Here is a 22,320-nt window from a genome sequence, read left to right on the forward strand (position 1 = left end):
CGATAGTGCTGAACCTGTCATATGTGCCTAATATAACACAAGAGGAGCCCTATTTATGCTTTGTAAATATCAAAGTAACAGAACAACTAAGACACTTATTCAACGTATCTTCCCGGCATTACTGCTGGCTCTATGTCTTGCTGCCTCACCATTTGCAGCTGTTCAGGCCTATGCGGCAACGTCAGCGCAATCTCACATTGATGCTGTGCTTCTTATCGATGTCAGTAACTCCATGAAGACAAGTGACAAGAACAAGGTCGCGAGCGAAGCGATGAAAATGTTCATAGATATGCTATCTACCCAAGGTGATAAAGTAGGTATTGTTGCCTATACCGACAAAGTGCAGCGGGAGAAGGCCCTGCTGGAAATTAGTTCAGAGACAGATAAACAGGATTTGAAGGATTTTATTGATGGTCTGGACCGTGGAGCTTATACCGACATTGCTGTCGGTGTAGAAGAAGCTGTGAAGGTGCTCCAGAATGGTAGCGATCCGAATCATGAGCCAATCATCGTAATGCTAGCTGATGGCAATAACGATTTCAACAAATCAACAGGTCGGACGCAAAGCGAATCGGATAAAGAACTGAACGCCGCTGTGGAGGTCGCCAAGAAGAATGGCTATCCCATTTATACCATTGGGCTTAATGCAGACGGCAAACTGAATAAACAAAAACTCGCTGATCTGTCCAATGAGACAGGTGGTAAAGCATTCTCGACTGACTCCGCAGATGATCTTCCACAAATACTCAGTGAAATTTTTGCTAGTCATCTGAAGCTAAAGGTAGTACCTGTGCAGTCGATCACTGCAAATGGGGATTATCAGGATGTGACCGTCAACGTGCCTAACGGCAGTGTTTTGGAAGCTAATATCTCAATTATGTCGTCACAGCCTGTGACAGCAAAGCTAACTGATCCATCAGGAAATGCTGTCGCCATCCCGTCTAAGGATGTTGTCCTGTCCAAGTCTTCCACTTATAGCTTGATCAAGCTGTTGTCACCGCAGGAAGGAGATTGGAAGCTTCAGGTCAAAGGTGTGCCAAAGGATAAAATTGATATTAATTTAGTCTTTAACTATGATTTGGAGCTTAAGATCGATGCATTGCCATCAGCAACCTATAAAAAAGGTGATAAAATTGATATTACCTCCCACCTGTTCAGCAATGGTACTCAGGTAACGCTCAGCAATTTGTATCAAGATATGAAGGCGGTACTGCTTGCTACAGATATTGATACAGGTGATGTACAGGAAATCGAACTCGATAACTCCGGGGATGTCTTCAAGGGCACCTTTGAGGTAAAAGAAAGCCATGACTATGAGCTGAAGGTTCGTGCAGAGGAAAGCAGTTTCTATCGTGAAAGTGCTCCTGTAAAGATCAGCGCGAAGACAGGCGGCGCCGCAACTACTAGTCCTTCGACAGGGGCTGGCAAAGAAGAACCTCTGAAAGAAGCTTCGTCCAAAACCTTGTACTACATTATTGGTGGTATTCTTCTAGTGTTGGCAGCCGCTGCGGCATGGTATGTGCTGAATAAGAAGTCGGCACGTGGTTTTGTTGGGCAGCTGGTAGTTGAGGTTAAAGACGGCAATACGGGGGAGAAGACCTACCCACAATATAAAAAACTTGCTGGATTCAGAGGCAAGTTCACCCTTCATCAGCTGCTGCAATTAGCGCCTGAGCTGAAGGAAAGCGAGAGTATTATTTTCACACCAGCTAAGAATGACCGATTGCTGCTACGTAGCGGAGAAGGTGTTACTGTAGAAAGATCCGGACGTGCTGCGGATGCCTCACGTGGCCTTGAACTGAAGAGTGGTGACCGCATTTCAGTATCCTTGCAGACGGTAGACAAGACGATTTATCTCGAATATTTAGTATAGAAGTGGTTTTGCAAGAGATCTGAAGTACAGCTTCCGCAAAACTTTTAGGAGGATAAGCATATGAAACCAGTAGTAAGAGAGCATATACAGCAGTTGGATGTATCACTAGGCGGCGGGATTGTCAGTGATAAGATCAGGGTGGATACGATTGATAATCCGATCCTGATCATTGGACTAGGCGGCACGGGCATTGATGCCCTGCTGCGTCTTAAATATCAGATTAACCGCCGCTTTAAGCTGCCGGAGGATCCGATATCTAAGAAGAAACGGGACAAGCCAGATAATGTAGAGTTTCTAGCTTTTGAGACAAATGAACAGGATCGCGGAAAGAGATACAAAGGGATCGGTCTCGATCCACAGAATGAATTTGTTCTGTTGGCAAATGCTGAAATCGGAGGCTTGCTTCAGAATCGTAGCATTCTTGATTCGTATATTACGGACTGGCTGTCACCGGAGCTGAGTATTACGGATGGTATGAATGGTGCTGCTGGTGTGCGCCAAGCTGGTCGTCTGCTTCTGTTCACCAAGATTAATCAGGTTGTAGGCGCGATTGATAAGAAGATCAAGACCTTATCCGTAGGCACGAACAAGAAACTGATGGTCTTTCTTTTGACAGGTCTGTCAGGGGGTACAGGTAGCGGAGCTTTCCTAGATATTGCTTATATCGTACGCGGTATTATTGAGCGTGACTATGGATCTGCCGGTATTGACCGTGTGAACACACTGGGTTACCTATTTACACCGGACGTGAATCTGTCTAACAAAAGTTTAAGCGAGCATACGCGTGAATATATTCGCAAGAACGGTTATGCGGCGCTTAAAGAGCTGGATTACTGGATGAATGTGGACAGTCGTGGTGAGCGATTCCAACAGCAATACGGAAATATTTTGACGGTAAATTCACCGTTGGCTCCATTTAATCTATGCCATTTGATCTCTGCAACGAATACCGAAGGTAAGCTGTTAGAAAATGCGTATGATTACTGTATGAACGTAACGGCTGAGAACATCACGAACTTTATGGCGAGTGAAGAAAAAGCGTCTGGCGAAGAATTCGCCATTCATGACTATATCAGTAATATCCGCACCAATATTGCGCAGATGAATAAGACCTATCCGGCTAACTATGAGTACAACATTATCGGTGCCTCGTCTGCCGTGCTTCCAATTGAGGAAATGACGACGTATCTGGCTTTCCGCTTGTTTGATAAAATGGAAAAAATGTTCCAGCAAGCGCCTGGTCAAGAGGATGTAGAGAAATTCGCACGTAAGCTTGGGATAGATCTCGACAGTATGATAAAAACGTTTGAATCTCGTGTGCCTGAGCCGCTACCTGGCTACGAGAACAGTGAACGACTGAGCCATGCTAATGTTGTTAAGAATCAGGTTGTAAGCATGGACACAGAGCTGGAGCAGAACTTCCTGGCACGTGCCCGTGAAGAATATATCAAATCGAAAAAGCAGCTGCCTGGCGAAATTGTTGGACGGTTCAGTGAAGAGCTAGAGCGCATCTTCCTGCACCCAGAGCAAGGACCTTTCTACGTTTCACGACTGCTGTATACAGAGAAGGGATTCTGTGTTTTGAAGCTGATTCAGTCCTATATTGAGGCTTTACGTGAAAGCTTGCTGCGTTTGCCACGCGATATTGAGACGGCGCAGGACAGTGCGGATGACAAGCTGAGCGATGCTCGCAGTGCTTTTGTATCCAAAGAGAAGAAGAAGAATGCCTATATTGAGGCTAAAATCAATGAGTACTGGCTACACGCCGATGTAGAGCGCACTGAGCAAATGATTCAATTCTATGAGGACTTATATGAACTCTTAAACGATGAAAACAGCCGGATTTATGGTGTGTTTACAGAGATTCTTAGTGCACTTAGCTCGATTTTTGCCAAGAATGGGGACATCCTTATCAATGGTGAAGAGCAGGCGGATTATAAAGGGAACAAAACTTATTATTGGAATATTGTTAATGTGCCAGATATTTCGGCGACCATCTCCAAAATCATGGATCAGAAGGACGGCGACGATCTGATTCGCGACTTTACCCGTGAAATGCTGAAGCATTCCGGACGTTGGGTTAAGGAGCAGGAGATTGATATCGTCCGTTCGATTTCGGAGTTCCTTAGCGATAAGTTCGGGGATTTGATCACCCGTTCGATGGAAGATTTCCTTGTGATGAAGTTCGGTCATGAAGAGCCGCTGGATAAGTTCGTAGAACGGATTATTGCTGGTAAATTGGACGAAGAGGCTGTACCTACCTTCCACCTTAGCAACAGCTCGGGCAGCTTGCACTTCCCATCATGGGGATTCGTTTCAGTACCAGTTAAAGCCCCTGGCATCCTGAAGGGGATTCGTAATTATCAGAACAATGCGCTTGGCAAATCGCAATTTACAATCAAAGAAAGCCAAGTGAAGAACCGTATTTTCTGGCTTAATACACGTAATGGTGTGCCACTCTTCGTATACACTCCACTGCGGGTGTTTGAAGAGAACTATGAGCGGACCATTCTCGATAAGGAAGGGATCGGTCGCCACCTGGTGATGACTGATAAGAACAACTGGACGTACCTGCCTTCTCCGATTCCGGAAAAATCATGGGGTGACACTTACGTCAACTCTCGTGTGCGTGATTATAATGCCCGTGTGCGTGCAGACTTTGCAAAGGCGTTGGCAAGCGGAGTGATCATCGAAAAAGGCGTAGATGAGAACACAAGCAACAGATATTCCGTTGTCTTCACAAAGCCGTTCGATATGGATGCTCTTTTGAGTGGATTTGATATGCAGTTGAATTCTTCTCGACCGAATCTTGGCGAAGTGAAGAAGGCGGCTGATGAGCTGAAGAATTTGCGTGAGAAGGGCTTGGAGCGCGAAGGCATAAAAGATATTTTTGGCAGCATCAACAAAGAAATGGCTCAGGAGAATCTTATTCGTTCGCCACAGCTGATTTCTCGTGTTCGTGTAGAGCTCGCTAAATATGCTGAACTGACTGCAAAGGCAACTGAACTTGAAGCTCTGCTCCATCAATATTTGGATGAAGATAAGTGGATGGACCAATTCATTGAGGCGTTGTACACGGACAGTATTGTTAAGAAGGGCGCACTCTACGTTTATGATCGCGATGAAGAAGAGGATGCCTGGGAGCCGTTTGCCAACTTAATGAAAGAACGCAGCTATGTGGAGTATGCCGTGTATCGCCATTTCCGGGAGCTGGATGAGAAGAGCCGCAGCGTTCTACTGCGCAAGGCAGCTCGCCGTGCGAGTGAAATGACTGCCGCAGAAGACGTAACCCCGCTGCTGTATAAACTGGAAGGGTTGTATGTATCATTCCTGGAAGCACGTGACAGCTTGGAATACGAACGAGTAGAGTATGAGAGCGGCGATGAAATGTACAGCTTTTACAAGAGCATGACTAGTAAGCTGGGCAGTATTCGCAGAAAGTTGAAATAATCCTATGATCAAAACACTGGCATTATCTTATGGTGAACAATATTCGGCACAGGAAGAAGCAAGGCGCAGCAAAGGGGATGGACGCAGCAGCATCCATTACCCTGCCCTGTTTCTGTTCGTAGGCGACAAGGTTGCTCCGGCCATCGGTCCGGTGCTGGATAGCTGCGAACGGAAATGGGATAACGCCGGCGGCGTTATGGCAATACATGCTGCGTCAGGTGCGAATAGCGAGGGAACAGAAAAAAGCAAGAGCGGATCTGATGCGGGAGGAAGAGACCGGGTGATGGCTATGGCCTTACCGGATATGGCTGGGTCTGATCCACGCACTGTACGTCATGATATTTACCGGAAGTTTCATGAGGATACAAAATATCTTGCTGAAATGAATAAAGTTATCCGGCGGCTGAGCAACAGTATAGCGGATTATGGACGTCTGTATTCGTCTTTCGACGTGATCCATCTTTCTATCATTACGCGGGTCGATGACCCGCTTAATGTATTCTTACCGGAAATTACACTGCTGGCACGTGCAATACTCAGCCAGTCCTTTAAGTCTGTACAGACAGATCTCTACGCTCTAATCAATGAGCGGGAGCAAGGGGATAATTTTGGATATTCCAGCTCGGTAGGGCTGGCTTTTCTGCGTGAATTGGACAGAATGCAAGCTACGGAATATACGTTTAATGCGCCGCTGCTTGTAACCGAAGATGGTCTGTCGATTCCAGTCGGCCATGGTCCATCCGCATTATTTGATCTTGTGTATCTGCTCTCCGATAAGAATGAGCGCGGCATGATGTCTGCTCACGGCATGGATGATAACTATGAGATCATCTCCCATATCAGTCTTCTCAAGAATCGTGTCCGTCCGACTTCTGATCAGGCAACCGGACACGGTGGCTATAACAATATGACTTTCAAAAGCGGTATCAGAGGCAGCACAGGAAGACAAGGCTACGCCTCCGCAGGCTTTTCTGGCGTAAGAAGACCTAATGTTCAAATTGCCTTGGCTGTGCTGTATCACGCTTTCGGGCGCCTTGCAGCGGATATGCGTGAGGGCAGTCCGTGGACGATGCGCGAGCGTCAATCCCTATTAGGACTGGACCCTGATAGTCTGCGAGAGCATGCAACGCAGCTAGTTCCGGAGAAAGACGGCCTTAGTGAAATGACAGGGCTGATGAGCCACGGACGCCCTTCCTATAATGAACTGAAGCAGTTGTCGCTACGTGAAGCTGAACAGCAGCTGTTCGGTGACGGGGGCGAAGCTTATTTCCACAATAATTTTGTCGCAGAGTCTAACCGAAGAGTAGAAGGTATTCATCCTCTTCGTGGATGGCGCACTACATTGGCGGCGCAGGAAACGACCACACCAGCAGTAACATTCTATCAACTTGCGGAGTGGACTGCTGACCGTGATGAGGGTGGCAGTGTGCTGCATGCTTTACGTCAACATATGACTGGACTGCGTTCAGCTATTGTCTCCGCGCAGGATGAGCTTGAGGATCTTTATGCGGAAAGTGTGGAGCGCCAGCCGTTCCAGCGTGTGCCGCTTTTTGACAAACGAACGGTACGCAACTTCATTCATTACTTATTCTCAGCGGTATATGGCAAAAAATATGAGCTATTATGTATGGAAAGTGAGCTCGCGCTGTGCAGCCGTTTGGAATCTGCGCTTGAGCAGCTTCACGTGGAAAGTGTGGCTCGTGTGAAAGCTATGGAGACGCTTCAGGAAGAACTGCGTATTACTGTGATGGACAGCATTGGGCGAACGAACGAAACCACTGGCCAGAATGTGATGGAGTACTACCGAGTGGTCACAGAAGAAGTGATGAAAGATATCGAAACCCGGCGCGGCCCAGGGATGTTCTTCAGTGAGAAGTACATGGGTAGCATTTCTAAGCTTTTAGAGCAAGGTAAAGAAGCGGTAGCAGAGCGCTTGATTGATATTTGCCGCCGAGAGCTGCTGACAGCAGAGCCTTTCAATTTATCTTTCGAGGAAGAGCTTCTGAGGCGTGCGAATGTTGCGGCTGCTTATGAGAACCGCCAGGTTCTATCCAAGGAAGAGCTGTTCAAGCGCCTGTACCATAATCTGGAGGACGGTGCGACGATCAATGTTCGTCTGTTCGAATACACGCAAGAGCATCGTCATGAGGAAAAATATTTCTTCGGTGACAGCGGATCTGAATTCCTGCGCTATGCATTTGGTGTGGATGAGACGACCCGCATTTACCGGTTAGGATTCGTGCACGAGCAGCGCAGGAGCGGAGTGGAGAAGCTAAATCTGATGGGTGGTTTCCATTTAGAAGACCTTCTCTATTACCGTAATGGTAAGGTTTATTATGAAACCTACGCTCAGAATGGCTATCAGCTTCATGGGCTGAGTGAAGAGCAGCTTCCTGAGATGCGCTGAGGAGAATTGCACTTAGTGCAATAGTTACGTTGGATTCTACTCAGAATCAATATTCTGTTGTGTTTGATACAGTAGAATTAAGAAGATTTCAGGAATAGGGACATTTCTCCTTATTTCAAATCACAACATGCAATAGAATTGAAATGGGTCTAGTATCAGATGGATTCAAGAGTACAATTCAGGTTTCTCCCGGAAAGGAAGTATAACGATGCAGAGAAAAATTAATCTGCTCCTGCTCTTCTTCAGTCTGATCGGTGGCGGGGTCGCTTTTCTCATTGGCGAATGGCTGCTGAGTTGGTATAACGACCTGCCTTCCATCGTGCTTGTTGGCATCTATTTTGCCATTGTAGCGCTTGGTGTCGGCATTGGTTGCCTGCTGGCGGAGATGATCTCGCCAACTCTAAACGGAGCTTCATGGAAGCAGCGCTACCTAGGTCTATCATGGAAGCTCCTGCCTCTGATGCTTGTATTGGCGTTTGGGGTGGGTGCATTAACGGAGTTTGTTTATGAGCTGAATTTTGGCGGTGTGAAGCCGATTAAGAATGTAGTTATGGCTATCGATGACTCTGGCAGTATGGCGCAGAGTGATCCTGATAACAGCCGTTATTCAGCCGCTAAGGCGTTAATTACGAGAATGGACAATGACAATCAGGTAGCAGTGGTGACATTTAACCACGAAGCTGTAGTTGTCCAGCCGTTAACGCCACTCTCAGATTCGCAGAATCGTGAGAAGGTACTGACTGCCATTGATAATCTTAAGCCAACTGAGGGCGGTACGAACATTAGCGGTGCGATCTCAGAGGCACTTAAGGAGATTGATAGTGACGGCAAGAAAAACCAGGGAGCTATGGTCATTTTGCTGTCGGATGGAGTGAGTGATTTCGACACCTCACGAGAATTGCAGACCTATATAGATCGTGGAATTGCCGTAAATACCATTGGTCTGGGGATGCAGGATCCTTCAGGTACCCAGTTGCTGCAGGATATTGCGAAAGTAACGGGCGGTCACTATTATGATGTGAAAGATTCGGCCCTTTTGGGCGATGTATTCCAGCAGATCTATGATCGTTTGGGAGATCGAACATTGCTTACTGTACGCAGTGATGCTACGGCAGATAGTCCATACTATGCTGCGGTTCGTATTTTGTCGCTGATGCTAATCGGTGCTGCACTTGGACTCGGTCTTGGTGTTGTGTTTGACAACCGTCATTTGGCAAAGAGCTTTGGGATTGGCGGCGTAATCTCAGGGTTGTTCGCAGGGCTTATTCTGGAATTCGGACTCAGCGGACACAATTTCTCTGACGGACTTATTCGTCTCCTAGCTGTTCTTATCCTAGCTGCTATCATCTCATTATTTACAGGCGTCATTCCGGTAGGAGAAGGACGTATTTACCGTAATAGAAGAAATAATACAGCTCCTGCTCCATCGTCAGAGGGCTTTCCAGACCGACGGAGAAATCGGAACAGCAAAGGATTCTAGTAGTTGAAAGGGGTTTACAGTGATGAGGTACGCCGAGGTTAATGCTTCCGCTCCGTTAATAACGGATGTGACAACCCAAGTGGATGACCGGTTCTGTACGCTGAGATGGCGCTGGCCGGACTGCGTGCAGGCGGTGTACATCCACAAGACCTCCGCAGAAGAGGCTTCCATTGGAACAGGGGATATTCCGCCGGTCGGGATGAAGCTCTACACTCGTGAGGAATACAAATCTAACAATGGATATCGTGACCGATTGGATGAGATCGGCCTAGTCTCCTATACCATATTTACTCGCCTTGCTGAGAACGGAGAGACCCTACTGGTGAGGCAAAGTGACGGTGCGAACCGTGTGGTGGTCAGTGCAGGCAAAGCCAGAATCTATTATTCCATCCAACAAAAAAGAGGATTATTCGGAAAACAAAAGACCGTACATATGGCGATTACGGCAGAAGTTCCATTGGCTCGGGATGTCCTCTGTTATGTCAAGAAACGGGGAGGACATCCGGCAGGGAAAGAGGATGGTATTCTCTTTCCCTTCGTACAGGATTTTGCCCCTGGACGCAACGTACTCCCGCCGATTGAGGTCGGCAAGGATGATTTTGTGCGCATCTTTTTTACCGACGGTCCTAAGTATGGGCTTTATTACGAGTTGGTGCCGGAGTAAGGTCAGTCTACGCGTACAAGCGAGTGTTGGACAGTGTTGTCCATAGCAAGATACGCAGATACAACTTTTGGGAGGATGAGTAGATGTCTTTTTTTAGCCGTTTTATGAAAAAGAATCAGCCGGAGCCGCGGCCGCTTTTTTACGATATTGTGTGTCCGTACTGCTTCACCAAGTTCTCTCCAGAGGATGTGGTCTTTCGGGCTATGCATAGCCGAGAGGACGATGAGAATTACGCACTAGGCGAGGATGATGCCTTAAATAAATACCGTGAGCGCTTTGGGCTCGATACGGTGGATGACATAGAAGCGATCATTAACCCGGCGAATATTCCAGAAGAATACCATCATTATACTGATCACGTGTTGACTGGACTTACGGATCGTTACGGTGTGCTCACGCGCAGACGGCTATGTCCATCCTGCCATAACGAGCTACCTGTGACCGCAGGAAAGGTTCCAAGTAACATTATCTCGATTATCGGGGCTTCCCAAGTCGGGAAGTCGGTGTATATGACCGCTCTGATTCACACCTTACAGCATACGACAGCAGGTCATTTCGATGCCGCTTGTATGCCGCTTAATGCAGAGATTAGCCGTAAGTTCCGTACGCTCTATGAAGAACCGCTTTTTGAGCGCGGGGATCTGCTTGCTTCTACACAAAAAGAAAAGATGCAGGAGCCGTTTATTTTTCAATTCGTCTTTAAGGATGAAGAGAAGCCACCACTGACACTCGTGTTCTTCGATGTGGCGGGTGAGGGCATGGTGGATCAGGATTATCTCGGATTACACGGTCAGCATATTAAGAACTCTGCCGGTATTCTGTTTATGGTCGATCCACTGCAAATTCGCTCGATCCGTGAGAAGATTCATATTAACATCGGTGACCGCCCTGGAGAATGGGTCTCGCAATATGACGAACCGCGTGACGTTGTGCTGACGATGTTCGGTGACTTTATCGCCTATCAGGAAAAGAGCAAAACAGACATTCCTACAGCAGTCGTCCTTGCGAAAAGTGATATGCTGCATTCGCTGAAGGATGAGGATGGCGATTACATCAAGTCCAACAGCAATGTGTTCAATAATTATGTCCATCGCAAAACGTTGAATATGGATGAGTTCCATAACATCGATGGAGAAATCCGCAGATTTATTGGTAAGGTGGACAGACCTTTTAAAGATACGATGGATGTGTACTTCTCGAATACAGGCTATTTTGCGGTATCTGCACTAGGCAGCAATCCTGTGAATCAGAAGATTGAGGGAGTAGTAAGCCCGATTCGCGTAGACGAGCCGTTTATTTGGCTGTTGCATAAGCTGAAGTATATTGAGGGGAGCGACGGCCCGTGAATGCATTCTCAGGGTCTAAGATCACCCAACAGATGTACACCCGCGAACGCCGCGGAGTGTTTCGTTCCACAGAAGGTTTTGATACGGTAGCGAAATCGGACAGTCTGGACAATAATTTCATCAAAAAAACATTACATCCCTTCTGCCTCTACGATGCTCCAGCAGAGCTGACCACACGTGGGGAGAAGGACGAGTCTGTATACCCAGTAGCGCTGCACCTGTTCCATGCAGAGAATGGCGACACGGTCATTGGGCTGAGTCGTTATCAAGCGACGGATTTTACGGGCCAGCGCAGCGCTTTTTTTGCACATAACTTTGTAGTTCCCGCCTCACGTTCAGAGGAGATTGTACAGAGCTACGGGGACTTTCTGCATGCTGATTTCGCAAGAAGTTATGAAGGAGAGCTGGGTGGAACCTTGCCGGAGCTGTCTGCTATTCCAGTTATACGTACGGATCGTCGCCCTGATCCTATAGCGGGATTACGCTTGTTAGGGATTAATGAAGGGATATTTAAGGCATTGCTGCAAGCGGTGATGCTCTCTGTGGTAGGTAAGAAAAAAATCTATATCGCTCTAAATGTACCGATCACAGAGTTGTCCACGCGGGCGGTAGAGCTTACAGAGATTCTTTATAGCGTGCTACCGTATGAATTCCGCCGTAGATTAGGCGTGATTACGTATGCCAATGAACCGCAAAGCCGTAAATATATCCATCTTAGCTTTGTGGAAAAAGGTTCGCTCCGTCCCGGTGATCGCAACATCGAGAAGGATTTTACATTCGATTTGGTTTCAGGGCGGATGGGGAATGTAGATTTTGGCGAGGCCCGTCAGCCGTATGCTGATCTGGTTTGGAAGCTGTTACTTCTGAATCCAGGGGATCTTGACGATTTCGTAAGTTTTGCTGATCAGATGCTACGTGGAGAAAGCCCTGAGCATAAACTATCGCTCGCTTTCTATAATGAGTTAGCCGTATTTTATGAGATTGAGCAGGGGAATGAGCATTTATATACGGAGAACAAGAGCGCGGTGCTGAGTGAATTGCTTACTTACCTAAAAGCTGAGGGGGCCATTCATTCCAGAGTCCGACTGAACGATATTTTCTTGGAGCGGTTCGACCGAGAATTTGATTTAGTCCGGCAAAGGAATGTTCCGGAGCCTGCTATTATGGAGTGCTTTAAGGAATATTTTGTGCTCAAGGGTCATAATTACAAAGTCAGAATCGTGGATTATTTCATCAATGGTATGCTTCATAGCGTGGAAGCAGGCCGGAAAGATGTATTGAATGCAGCTTACGGTATCATCGAGAGCAATGATGAGCTAAGTGCTACCTTCTTTCAACGGGTGATGTCAGAATCGTATTTCCGCAAGCAACTATTAGAGCCTTATATGGAGTCAAGACTAGTCGCTGCACCAAAATCTGTGGACATTTTGAATTTTGTACTCCATTGGGGCCGGTTTCTACCGGCTGCGTTAGAACGGCCTTTTGCTCAGGATGCAGTAAGGGATTATTTGCTAGAGAAGCTACAACTGGAGACTGATCCGGTTGCTGCGGTGGCGGAAATTCATGGGATTGTAGATAAGGCGGAAAAAGATCGACGTAGAGGTACAGGAGTTACACCTATGGTACTCTCGCTCATGCTGGAGCTTGCCGCATCTGCTGATAGATTTTTGCTGAACCGACTATCACTTACTGAAATGACGCAAGAGGACTTGCTTGAGGTTGTTTTCTTACGTTATGGCAATGTAGTGGATTGGCAACCGCCACTTGATAGAATTAGCAAGCAGAAAGAAAATGCACTCCGCGCTGCTTATCGCTGGTTTGGTGAAGAGAATCCGAATGAAGAGATTTTTGCAGGCTTGTCTCCGAAGGAACTGGACGATGTACAGCTGCTCGGTCGCCGGTTACTGAAGGAAGCTCGTGTTCTAGAGCCATTTGAACGGCTTCCACTAGCCTTCTACTATACCAGTCAGCGCGAAGATGGTCCGCTGGATTATGACGCACTCCTGGAGTTAGTTAAGCATAAGGCCGGTACTGATAAGGATGCTATCTATCGATTCTTTGCTTGGTCCCAAGGAAATTCTTTATTTACGATATCGAATAAAAAGATTTATCCGGGTTATCGCCGGGCGATTCTGAAGTATTTCCTGAACAGTGACCGCGAGGCATTCAAGAATCGCGAATTCCGCAAAAGCTATGTCGCTACCGCTCGGCCTGCTCTACAAAATGTGTACAATGAAGCCCGCTCCCAGCTCGCTTCCCCGCTGGCGCGTTGGATCAGCCGCAGTCGATTTCGACTCCTGATCTCCGGTTCCATCACTGGCATTCTGGTGATTATTGCAATTATCGTATTCAGTATGCTACGTCCGGAAGATTCGAAGACGGCCTTGCCTGGGACAACCCCTCAGCCGACACCTGTTCAGAGTCCAGGCAGTCAGCTTCCGCCGGCTTCCGTTTATTTGAAGGATTTAAGCGCTGATGAAGATAAAGGAAGCAGTGTGTTGGTGTTCACTTTTGCCAACGCGGATGACTGTGTCCAATTTAATCCGACGGAGATTAGTTTGATGACTTCATCAAATGTGGTGGATAAGAGCTTTAAGGTCGCTGCTAGCAATGGAACCTGTTCAGTTCCGTCAACGGATGGAACGGATGAGGGAGACTTGTCTGGCGATTCCAATTCTGCTGACACTACTGATGGAACGGCAGAAGGTGCAGACGCTACTAACGCAGTAGTCAATGCTTCTCCGTCTCCTTCGCCTTCATCTGATGCGGAGGACAACACAGTTGTGCCTTCCGCGACAGCTGTCACAGAAGGAGTACACCCATCCTATCAGGTGGAGGTTACCCTGGAGCCGGGAGCGACAATCGTTCAGAAAAGCATGATCAAGGCTGGTAGATTTACGTTGATCGTAGATCCTGCTCCAAACGATACGCCGAATGTTGATTCAAGTGCTGAACCATCGGCAACTGCAAGTCCGGAAGGAACAGCTGAATAAAGGAATTTCTGAATAGCAGGACTATACCGAAAGGTTTGGTTCTGCTATTCTTTTTTGTTACTCATACAAAGCTTTTCTATAGACATGCTGTGGATTAATAGATATGATTATGAATATCACAATAAGATACTACATATTGGAAAAGGTGCAGACTCTCTAAACCGGAGTTTGCTTAAAAGGGAAGTCCGGTGTAAAATTCCGGCGCGGTCCCGCCACTGTACATGCGGAGCGTTTCTTCTATAAACCACTGTTCTGAAGTAAGGACGGGAAGGTGGAGAGCAGCGATGAAGCATTAGCCAGGAGACCTGCCTTTTTCATGAGCGTTTCTATTCTTCGTGGGGTAAGAATGTGGAACATATACAGATAGACTGTGTGGTCGTAGAGTTTCAAGCGCCCCAGCCTCGATTTGTTATCTTCCCGGGCCGCCCTTCATAGGGGCGGTCTTTATGTTGTGCGCTCTTATTCCAAAATATAAGAAAGTATAAGTTTTGCATCTATACTTCCTTATATTTCTCGCATATACGCTTACCGTCCTTATAAGGACGCCGAAGGCGTATATGCTTGTGTAGTACCCATTCCTTTATAGAAAGAGGTTGAACAATGAAGACAATATTCTCCTCCAAGTTTTTTGTACTTGGACTGGCCCTATTCATGGTCATTTCGATTCTAGGAACATCTCTTGCTCCTGCAGGAACCATCTTCGCAGAGGCGGGTGTTAGCACTGGGCAGGAAGCATCCAGTGATTCAGTTACTAATGCGGAGCGGATTAATGTTGCGGATGCGACCTATACGGCTGCAGAATTTATTCTAAAGGGTGGCTTGCAGTCAGATTGGCAAGCCATTGGACTAGCTCAAGCAGGATATAAACTGCCTGCGAGTTATAGCCTATCCCTTGAGAAAAAGGTGAAAGATGCAGAGGGAAATTTCGCGAACGTAACGGATTATGCGAGAATCGTACTCGCAGTAAGAGCAATTGGTGCCGATCCTACCAGCTTTGCTGGAAGCGGAACAGCTCCTGGCTATAATTTAATAGAGAAGATCTATAATCATGACAAAATCAGTGGACAGAAACTTAATAATCCAGTATATGCTTTGATTGCACTGGATTCTGGCAAATATAACATTCCATATAACGCAAAATGGACTGTGGATAAGCTCATTGCTGAGATTATTTCTAAGCAAAATCAAGATGGTGGCTTTGCCTTAACGACAGGCGCGAGCGAGCCTGATATGACAGCGATAGCTTTGGCCGCTCTAGCGGCACATAAGAGTAATCCGGAAGCTTACACAGCAGGACTACAAGCTGTGGCTTGGTTGTCCAATGCTCAGGATAGCCATGGAGGTTACGGAGATAGTGCTGAAAGCGCAGCACAAGCTATTCTAGGTCTTACATCCTTCGGTGTAGATCCAAGTGGATTAGAATATACCAAGAATAAAGTAAATCTGATCGGTAACCTACTAAGCTACCGTCTCGCTGACGGAAGCTTCGCTCATAGCCGTGGTGGAAGCAGCAATGTTCTAGCCACGGAGCAGGGTCTTCAGGCGCTTGTTGCCTACAATCTGCTCTATAAAGGTAGTAACAGCAAGCTATACGATTTTTCTAAGTCATCCGTTCAGAGTGCCTTAATCTATGCTCCTGTTACTGTAGAAGGTCCTAATAGTACATTAGCACAGGGATATGTATATGCCGGAAACGCACTTGGAGCACTGGAGAAGCTGGCACTTCAAACGAACTTGCCGATCACGAATCCATCCGGTGCTTATGTCACAGGAATTGGAAACGTTCTGGGCGGAAGCTATGGCGGTTATGATGGATGGATGTATATCGTATCCCGTGGTGGTCAATGGATCAATCCAGATGTTGGAATGAGCGATTTTGCGCTTAAAGATTCAGATCAGCTACTGGTTTACTATGCCGGAGACGACACTAAGCTTGTAGATTCGGTAACGGTGTCCAAACCAAGCCCTAAAGAGGGCGATTCTTTTACCGTAGTCGTGACTAGTAAGACATGGAAATGGGACGCTGTAACGAATACGTCCTCCCCTGTAACCGCCAAAGCTGCTGGCGTTCAGGTCCAAATTGGTAATCGTATCGTAACGACGAATGCTAAAGGCGAGGCTTTGTTCTCGGGGAATGTTCCAGCAGGTGATTACAAACTGACTGTAACAGGCTATCGTGAAGGAAAAGCGCCATCGATAGCTAAATATACTCAAGATCTAAAGGTGATTCCTAAGAATGTAACGGCTTTACTTACCGTTGAGGGTCCGCAAGGACTGATCGGTGAGGGGACTATAAAGACTTCCAATGCCCTTGAAGCTTTGCAGCAATTAGGGTTGTCCAATGATTTTAAAGTGGATATTACGAAATCCTCTTACGGAAATTTTGTATCGGGTATCCATGGAATTACGCAAGGACTTTACGACGGCTGGTGGAGCTTCATAGTATGGCGTAGCGGGGAGTGGATCTACCCAAGTTTGGGTATGGACGCTTTTGAATTACAGGAATCCGACCGGGTTCTTGTATATTATGCCGGAGAAACCACACAGGTTGTTGATACCGCGGTTGTTTCCTCATCACAACCAAAGCCGGGTGAAGCTTTCACAGTAACAGTCTCTCAGAAGAAATGGGTGTGGAATAAGGATACCTTTACTTCCGATCCAGTGACTTCTCCAGCCGCTGGAGTGCAGGTCTCGATCGGTGATAAGAAGGCAATCACAAATGCTAAGGGTGTAGCTGTTTTTGACGAAGGTCTACCAGCGAATACCTATACGATAATTGTTACCGGGTATGCTAAAGATAGTGTACCTAGTGTGGCGCGTTATACTCAATCACTGAACGTTGGATCAGCTGATATTGCTTCGGCTAAAGCTACTGCAACCATTTCAGTCGTTGGGGATAGCAAGAAGGGAACGATGCTGAACAGTACAACAGTAGCGCTAAAAGAAGGCGAAACGGCTTATAGCTTACTGATCAGTCAATTGGGTGATAAGGTTGTATCATCCGGAAACGCTGGTAGTAAATACGTGAAATCTATAGATGGTTTGGCTGAATTTGATGGCGGTCCAAGCAGTGGATGGAAGTATAAGACGAATAGGGATGCTGATCCAAGTACAAGTGCAGACAGCTATATTTTAGAGAACGGTGATACGTTATATTGGTACTATTCATCGGGTAAATAAGTACGATTGATAATTCGTTAGACGGGCACTACGATTCGGAGCATTAGCGGATCTAGTGTCCGTTTTTGATTTTGTTCGTTGTAATATTTGACAACAGACACTTTTTTTCGACATTTTATTCATGATTTTATTTAAAAATCATCACACTATTCGTCCCTCTTACCGATAAAAATAGATAGTTATTAAGATGATGTGAAGGCGGAATGTAGATGAAGAATATGAAAGTGAAATTCAAAATTGGGCTTCTTTTGGTATTTTCTGTGATCATGCTGAACGTCGTTGGGGTAACCGGCTTTCTCACCATGGACAAAATGGCCCTAAAAACAACAGAGACGTATAATGAAAACTTGTTGCCTGTTTCTTACGTGGGGCAAATGCGTACAAACAATCGGGCTATCGAAGCTTTTCTTTTGGAGCGTTTGATTAGTGTTGATGTAAAGAAGAACAAAGAACTGATAGAGAGCGTCAAGGGAAAAGTTCAGGAAAATAATGATCTTTTGAACAAGCTGAAGACCGTCCAATACAAGGATAGTACGATTGTAAGTAAAATAAATAAATTCGAGTCTTCCTTAACAGACTACCGTGCACAAAGAGACAGTATTATTCAGATTGCGGATAGCAAAGGTAGTCAAGAGGCCTATAAAGTATTCAGTGGTGATTTTAGTAATTCCCGTGAGAAAATGATCAATCTGCTTAAAGAACTAAGCGATTCGCTGCTTAAGGGAGCTGGAGCTCATAATTCAGAGTCCACTGCTACCGCTAAAAGTATGAAGACTAATAGTATATTATTGATAACGTTCTCCTGGATCATTTGTATCGTGCTTAGTGTTACAATCATTCGTCTGATTACGAAACCTCTTAAGGAACTTCAAGGGCTGATGAAGCGGGCTGAAGCAGGAGATTTAACCGTGACGGCTGTATATACGGCCAAGGATGAAATCGGCCAAATTAATAGCTCGTTTAACAATATGCTGGAGAGCCTGCGGAAGATGATGCAGGGAATTGCGGAGAGTACAGAAATGTTATCAGCCTCGTCGCAAGAGATGAGCGCTAGTGCTGAGCAGACCTCACTGGCTTCACAAATGATCGCCGAATCTTCAGGAGAGATTGCAGCGGGCTTTGATGAACAGACGGAGAGCATTAGTCGCACCTCACAGTCTATACAAGCTATGACTAATAATATTTCGGCCGTAGAAAGTAGCAGTTTTGAAATGTCCGACCTTATGGGAGTCGCTTCTGGTTCAACGGATCGAGGGGTGATCGCCGTAGATAACATTATAGAACAAATGAAGGAAATCGACTCCAGCGTAACCCAGAGCCAAGAGATTGTTAGTAACCTTGGACAACTGTCGCAGGAGATTAATACGATTATTACGACGATTAATGGAATTGCAACACAGACGAACTTGCTGGCGCTTAATGCATCTATCGAAGCAGCGAGAGCTGGAGAACATGGACGTGGCTTTGCTGTAGTTGCTGGAGAAATTCGAGGTCTTGCAGAAGCAACGCGAAACAGCTCACTGAAAGTAACAGATATAATTACGCATATTCAAAAGCAAACTGAAAGCGCAGTAGAATCAATGGCTTTAGGGTCTGAGCTAGTCTCTAACGGCGTAGTTCAAAGTCAGCTAGTATCTCAAGCGTTTCATGAGATTCAAAGTTCTATTAAAGACGCTACCCAGCAGACGGAAGAGATCAGAGAGGCGGTTGCGCATGTCTCTTTAGAGTCACAAGGTGTAGCGGCAGCAATGGAACAGGTCAATGCTATATCCAATAAAGGGGCGGTGGGTGTTCAGGACACCAGCGCGGCTAGTCAACAGCAACTGTCTGCTATGGAGGAAATGTCCGCATCAGCTCAGTATTTAGCAGTGCTGGCCGAAGATCTACAGAAGACCTTGGCAAGATTCAGTTTATAGCGCTTAATAATAACAGCCAGTTTCTAGTGTACCTTGAGGCAGGCTGTTTAGTATTTCGGTTATTGCTACAGGTAATGCAAAAAGGGACGTCCCAAAGCCATTTAGGCTTTAGAAACGTCCCTTTTGTTTGTTATTGAATGGAATTAAGCATACCAGCCCCATACGAAGATGAAGAGTGTACCGAATATCGTGACTAAGCCAACGAATAAGGCATAGGCGATATTGATGTAAAGTTCTTTCTTGGTATCTGCTGATTCCCCGATATGCATGAACAGGAAGAGCTGCAAGGAAGCCTGAATGAGGGCTGTAACAAGCAGGATAGCCATGTTCGCAGTATTGGATAGATCAAGATAGATTACAGCAAGTGCAGCCACAGAAAGGACAAGAGAGGCTAAGAAACCCATCACATGGCGAATTGGAAACAATTGCTTCATCATGCTACATCAGTCCTTTCAGATAGACGAAGCTGAAAATAAAGATCCAGACAACGTCCAAGAAATGCCAGTACAGCGAGAAGATAAAGGATTTATTGGCCGTAGCCGGATTAATACCTTGACGCTTCAACTGGATTAGAATAGCCGCACCCCACAGGAACCCGAACGATACGTGAGCTCCGTGTGTTCCCAGCAGTACAAAGAGACTGGATAGGAAACCACTAGTTTGAAGTGTAGCCCCTTCGTGAACATAAGTGACAAACTCCGTGATTTCAATACCAAGGAAGCCGAGACCCATTAACAGGGTTAGTCCGAAAAAGACCATCATGGCTTTTTGGTAGCCATGCCGCATAGCATGAACTGCAAGACCGATCGTGAACGAGCTTGTCAAGAGCAGCAATGTTTCGATCATCACTGGACCAATTTCAAAAAGGTCCGGCCCGCTAGGGCCGCTGGCAAAACGGTCTACCATTACAAAGTATACAGTGAACAACGTAGCGAACAGTGCAATCTCTGCTCCTAGAAAGACCCAGAAGCCAAAGATTTTATTACTATTCTCTTCTGTTGAGTATTCAAGCGGCTTAGACGCATCTATTTTCATACTGTCTCACCCCGCAATTTCTTTTCAGTAGCAATAACTTCTTCAGCTGGGATGTAGAATCCGTGATCCCGATCGAAGGACATAGCAGCTAGAACGATGAGGATACCTACTCCAGAGATAATGGCTGGAATCCAGAGACTGAATACCAGAGAGAATCCTGCAACGAAGAAGATAACACCCAGAATAAATGGTTTTCCTGTATTGCTAGGCATATGAATCTTAGTAATCTTGTCTTCATAAAGTGGTACTTTATCTTGTTTAGCAGTCCAGAAGGCATCGCGTGTGTTTACAGTTGGAACCACTGCGAAGTTGTAAGCTGGAATCGGACTTTTCGTTGCCCACTCCAGTGTACGTGCATCCCATGGATCTCCATCAGTATCTCTTGGTTCGTAACGTGTACTCCAGTAAATGTTATAAACCAGAATTACAAATCCGATTGTAAGACCAATCGCCCCTATGAACGAGACCATACTTAGCGGACCAAATCCGGTATCCGCAGAATAAGTGTATTGACGACGAGTCATACCTTTAAGTCCGAGAATAAACAGCGGGAAGAACGATACGTTAAAGGAAATAATGATCCACCAGAAGGCATGTTTACCAAGGCGTTCATTCAGTCGGAAGCCGAATACTTTAGGGAACCAGTAATGGAAACCTGCGATAACAGCGAACACAGCACCTGGAATAAGAACGTAGTGGAAATGCGCTACTAGGAACATTGTATTATGGTACTGGTAATCGGCACTGGCCATAGCCAGCATGACACCTGTAACCCCACCAATCGTAAAGATCGGTATAAACGCTAGGGTGTAAAGCATCGGTGTCGTAAAGGTTATTCGCCCTTTTCGTAAGGTGAATAGCCAGTTAAATATTTTCACACCTGTTGGTACGGCAATGGCCATGGTTGTAATCGAGAAGAAACTGTTAACCATAGCGCCTTGACCCATTGTATAGAAATGGTGAGCCCATACTAAGAAGGACAAGAGGGAAATGATCAACATACTAAAGACCATGGATGTATAACCATACAGGTTCTTTTTGGAGAAGGTTGCGATAATTTCACTATAAATACCGAATGCCGGCAATACAACGATATATACTTCTGGATGTCCCCATACCCAGAAGAGGTTGGCCCATAACATATCCATACCGCCGTTGGCCATCGTAAAGAATTGAGATCCGAATAATCGGTCGAACATCATCAAAGCGAGCGCTACCGTAAGCACTGGGAAAGCGAATACGATAATTACGTTCGTGATCAGTACGGACCAAGTAAACATTGGCATCTTCATCAACTTCATGCCTGGTGCACGCATTTTCAGAATCGTTACAATAAAGTTAACGCCTGTGAGGAGTGTACCGATACCTGATATTTGTAGAGCGAGCGAGTAGTAGTTGTTACCAACCGTTGGGCTGAACTCTATACTTGCTAGTGGGAAGTACGCGGACCAACCAGCATCCGGCGATCCTCCAATAACAAATGAAATGTTTAGCAGCATTGCTCCGAAGAAGAAGAGCCAGAAGCTGACGGCGTTCAGACGTGGGAAGGCAACGTCTCTGGCACCGATTTGTAGCGGAACGATAACGTTCATCAGACCGATAATAAACGGCATGGCCATAAAGAGAATCATAATCAAGCCGTGTGTTGTAAATACCTCGTTGTAATGCTGTGCGTCAAGAAATTTCAAGTCTGGGGCTGCGGTTTGCAGCTTCATCATAATAGCGTCAACGCCGCCGCGGAAAAGCATTAGTAGTGCAGCAAGGATGTACATAATCCCAATACGTTTGTGGTCAACTGTAGTTAACCATTCGCGCCATAAATATCCCCATTTTTTAAAATAGGTCAGGCCGACGATAATCCCGATTGTAGCCAGAACAATACTTGCCATAGCCCCGTAAATCAGGGGTTCGCCGTGGACCTTGAATTTATCCCAATCCATTAGGAATCGCTCCTTTCAAGTTGTTCAATTAACATT

General features: G+C 46.1%; 12 protein-coding genes and 1 riboswitch. Of the genes, 9 read left to right on the top strand and 3 right to left on the bottom strand.

Translation table 11 applies throughout. The features are described from left to right. Positions 1-55 precede the first annotated feature (55 nt). The 9 genes from MHH52_RS04525 to MHH52_RS04565 all read left to right on the top strand — a co-directional run bounded on the left by MHH52_RS04525 (position 56) and on the right by MHH52_RS04565 (position 19,309). Complete coding sequence (locus MHH52_RS04525) at positions 56-1,873, top strand: vWA domain-containing protein (protein ID WP_340006905.1); 1,818 nt, start codon at positions 56-58, stop codon at positions 1,871-1,873. Between the two features lie 60 nt (positions 1,874-1,933). Further along, complete coding sequence (locus tag MHH52_RS04530) at positions 1,934-5,323, top strand: tubulin-like doman-containing protein (RefSeq protein WP_340006906.1); 3,390 nt, start codon at positions 1,934-1,936, stop codon at positions 5,321-5,323. Positions 5,324-5,327: 4 nt separating this feature from the next. Continuing rightward, entirely contained in the window at positions 5,328-7,730 is a 2,403-nt protein-coding gene (locus MHH52_RS04535) for a transcription initiation factor TFIID (protein ID WP_340006908.1), read from the top strand. 208 nt (positions 7,731-7,938) lie between these two features. Then, positions 7,939-9,210 carry a VWA domain-containing protein gene (locus MHH52_RS04540; RefSeq protein WP_340006910.1) on the top strand — a complete coding sequence of 424 codons (1,272 nt, stop codon included), beginning with the start codon at positions 7,939-7,941 and terminating at the stop codon, positions 9,208-9,210. 22 nt (positions 9,211-9,232) lie between these two features. After that, positions 9,233-9,874 (top strand): beta-mannanase, encoded by a 642-nt coding sequence (locus tag MHH52_RS04545; RefSeq protein ID WP_340006912.1) that lies wholly within the window; start codon positions 9,233-9,235, stop codon positions 9,872-9,874. A gap of 83 nt (positions 9,875-9,957) precedes the next feature. Then, positions 9,958-11,220, top strand: coding sequence for a hypothetical protein (locus tag MHH52_RS04550; protein ID WP_340006914.1), 1,263 nt, complete (start codon positions 9,958-9,960; stop codon positions 11,218-11,220). Continuing rightward, positions 11,217-14,213 carry a glycosyltransferase gene (locus tag MHH52_RS04555; RefSeq protein ID WP_340006916.1) on the top strand — a complete coding sequence of 999 codons (2,997 nt, stop codon included), beginning with the start codon at positions 11,217-11,219 and terminating at the stop codon, positions 14,211-14,213. The genes MHH52_RS04550 and MHH52_RS04555 overlap by 4 nt, the downstream gene beginning before the upstream one ends. Before the next feature lie 126 nt (positions 14,214-14,339). Next, positions 14,340-14,541: riboswitch (cobalamin riboswitch) on the top strand. Positions 14,542-14,813: 272 nt separating this feature from the next. Next, positions 14,814-17,393, top strand: coding sequence for a DUF4430 domain-containing protein (locus tag MHH52_RS04560; RefSeq protein ID WP_340006918.1), 2,580 nt, complete (start codon positions 14,814-14,816; stop codon positions 17,391-17,393). A 209-nt stretch (positions 17,394-17,602) separates the two neighbouring features. Beyond that, the gene (locus MHH52_RS04565) at positions 17,603-19,309 is read left to right on the top strand and encodes a methyl-accepting chemotaxis protein (RefSeq protein WP_340006920.1); all 1,707 of its coding nucleotides are present in this window, start codon (positions 17,603-17,605) and stop codon (positions 19,307-19,309) included. A gap of 143 nt (positions 19,310-19,452) precedes the next feature. On the opposite strand, the gene qoxD is transcribed toward MHH52_RS04565, so the two are convergent. Genes qoxD through qoxB form a run of 3 tightly spaced genes read right to left on the bottom strand, consistent with a single transcriptional unit; the run spans position 19,453 to position 22,284 of the window. Continuing rightward, positions 19,453-19,743 (bottom strand): cytochrome aa3 quinol oxidase subunit IV, encoded by a 291-nt coding sequence (gene qoxD, locus MHH52_RS04570; RefSeq protein ID WP_036680878.1) that lies wholly within the window; start codon positions 19,741-19,743, stop codon positions 19,453-19,455. A gap of 4 nt (positions 19,744-19,747) precedes the next feature. Next, positions 19,748-20,344: a cytochrome aa3 quinol oxidase subunit III gene (gene qoxC, locus MHH52_RS04575; RefSeq protein ID WP_042124373.1), complete on the bottom strand. Its 597-nt coding sequence runs from the start codon at positions 20,342-20,344 to the stop codon at positions 19,748-19,750. Next, complete coding sequence (gene qoxB, locus MHH52_RS04580) at positions 20,341-22,284, bottom strand: cytochrome aa3 quinol oxidase subunit I (protein ID WP_313638119.1); 1,944 nt, start codon at positions 22,282-22,284, stop codon at positions 20,341-20,343. The genes qoxC and qoxB overlap by 4 nt, the downstream gene beginning before the upstream one ends. Positions 22,285-22,320: the final 36 nt, after the last annotated feature.

Source organism: Paenibacillus sp. FSL K6-0276, from assembly GCF_037977235.1.
In the GTDB taxonomy this organism is placed as follows: domain Bacteria; phylum Bacillota; class Bacilli; order Paenibacillales; family Paenibacillaceae; genus Paenibacillus_AQ.

Coding starts and splice junctions, on each gene's coding strand:
- qoxC (WP_042124373.1), bottom strand. CDS start 20,344: ATGAAAATAGATGCGTCTAAGCCGCTTGAATACTCAACAGAAGAGAAT.
- MHH52_RS04540 (WP_340006910.1), top strand. CDS start 7,939: ATGCAGAGAAAAATTAATCTGCTCCTGCTCTTCTTCAGTCTGATCGGT.
- qoxB (WP_313638119.1), bottom strand. CDS start 22,284: ATGGATTGGGATAAATTCAAGGTCCACGGCGAACCCCTGATTTACGGG.
- MHH52_RS04565 (WP_340006920.1), top strand. CDS start 17,603: ATGAAGAATATGAAAGTGAAATTCAAAATTGGGCTTCTTTTGGTATTT.
- MHH52_RS04525 (WP_340006905.1), top strand. CDS start 56: ATGCTTTGTAAATATCAAAGTAACAGAACAACTAAGACACTTATTCAA.
- MHH52_RS04560 (WP_340006918.1), top strand. CDS start 14,814: ATGAAGACAATATTCTCCTCCAAGTTTTTTGTACTTGGACTGGCCCTA.
- qoxD (WP_036680878.1), bottom strand. CDS start 19,743: ATGAAGCAATTGTTTCCAATTCGCCATGTGATGGGTTTCTTAGCCTCT.
- MHH52_RS04550 (WP_340006914.1), top strand. CDS start 9,958: ATGTCTTTTTTTAGCCGTTTTATGAAAAAGAATCAGCCGGAGCCGCGG.
- MHH52_RS04530 (WP_340006906.1), top strand. CDS start 1,934: ATGAAACCAGTAGTAAGAGAGCATATACAGCAGTTGGATGTATCACTA.
- MHH52_RS04535 (WP_340006908.1), top strand. CDS start 5,328: ATGATCAAAACACTGGCATTATCTTATGGTGAACAATATTCGGCACAG.
- MHH52_RS04545 (WP_340006912.1), top strand. CDS start 9,233: ATGAGGTACGCCGAGGTTAATGCTTCCGCTCCGTTAATAACGGATGTG.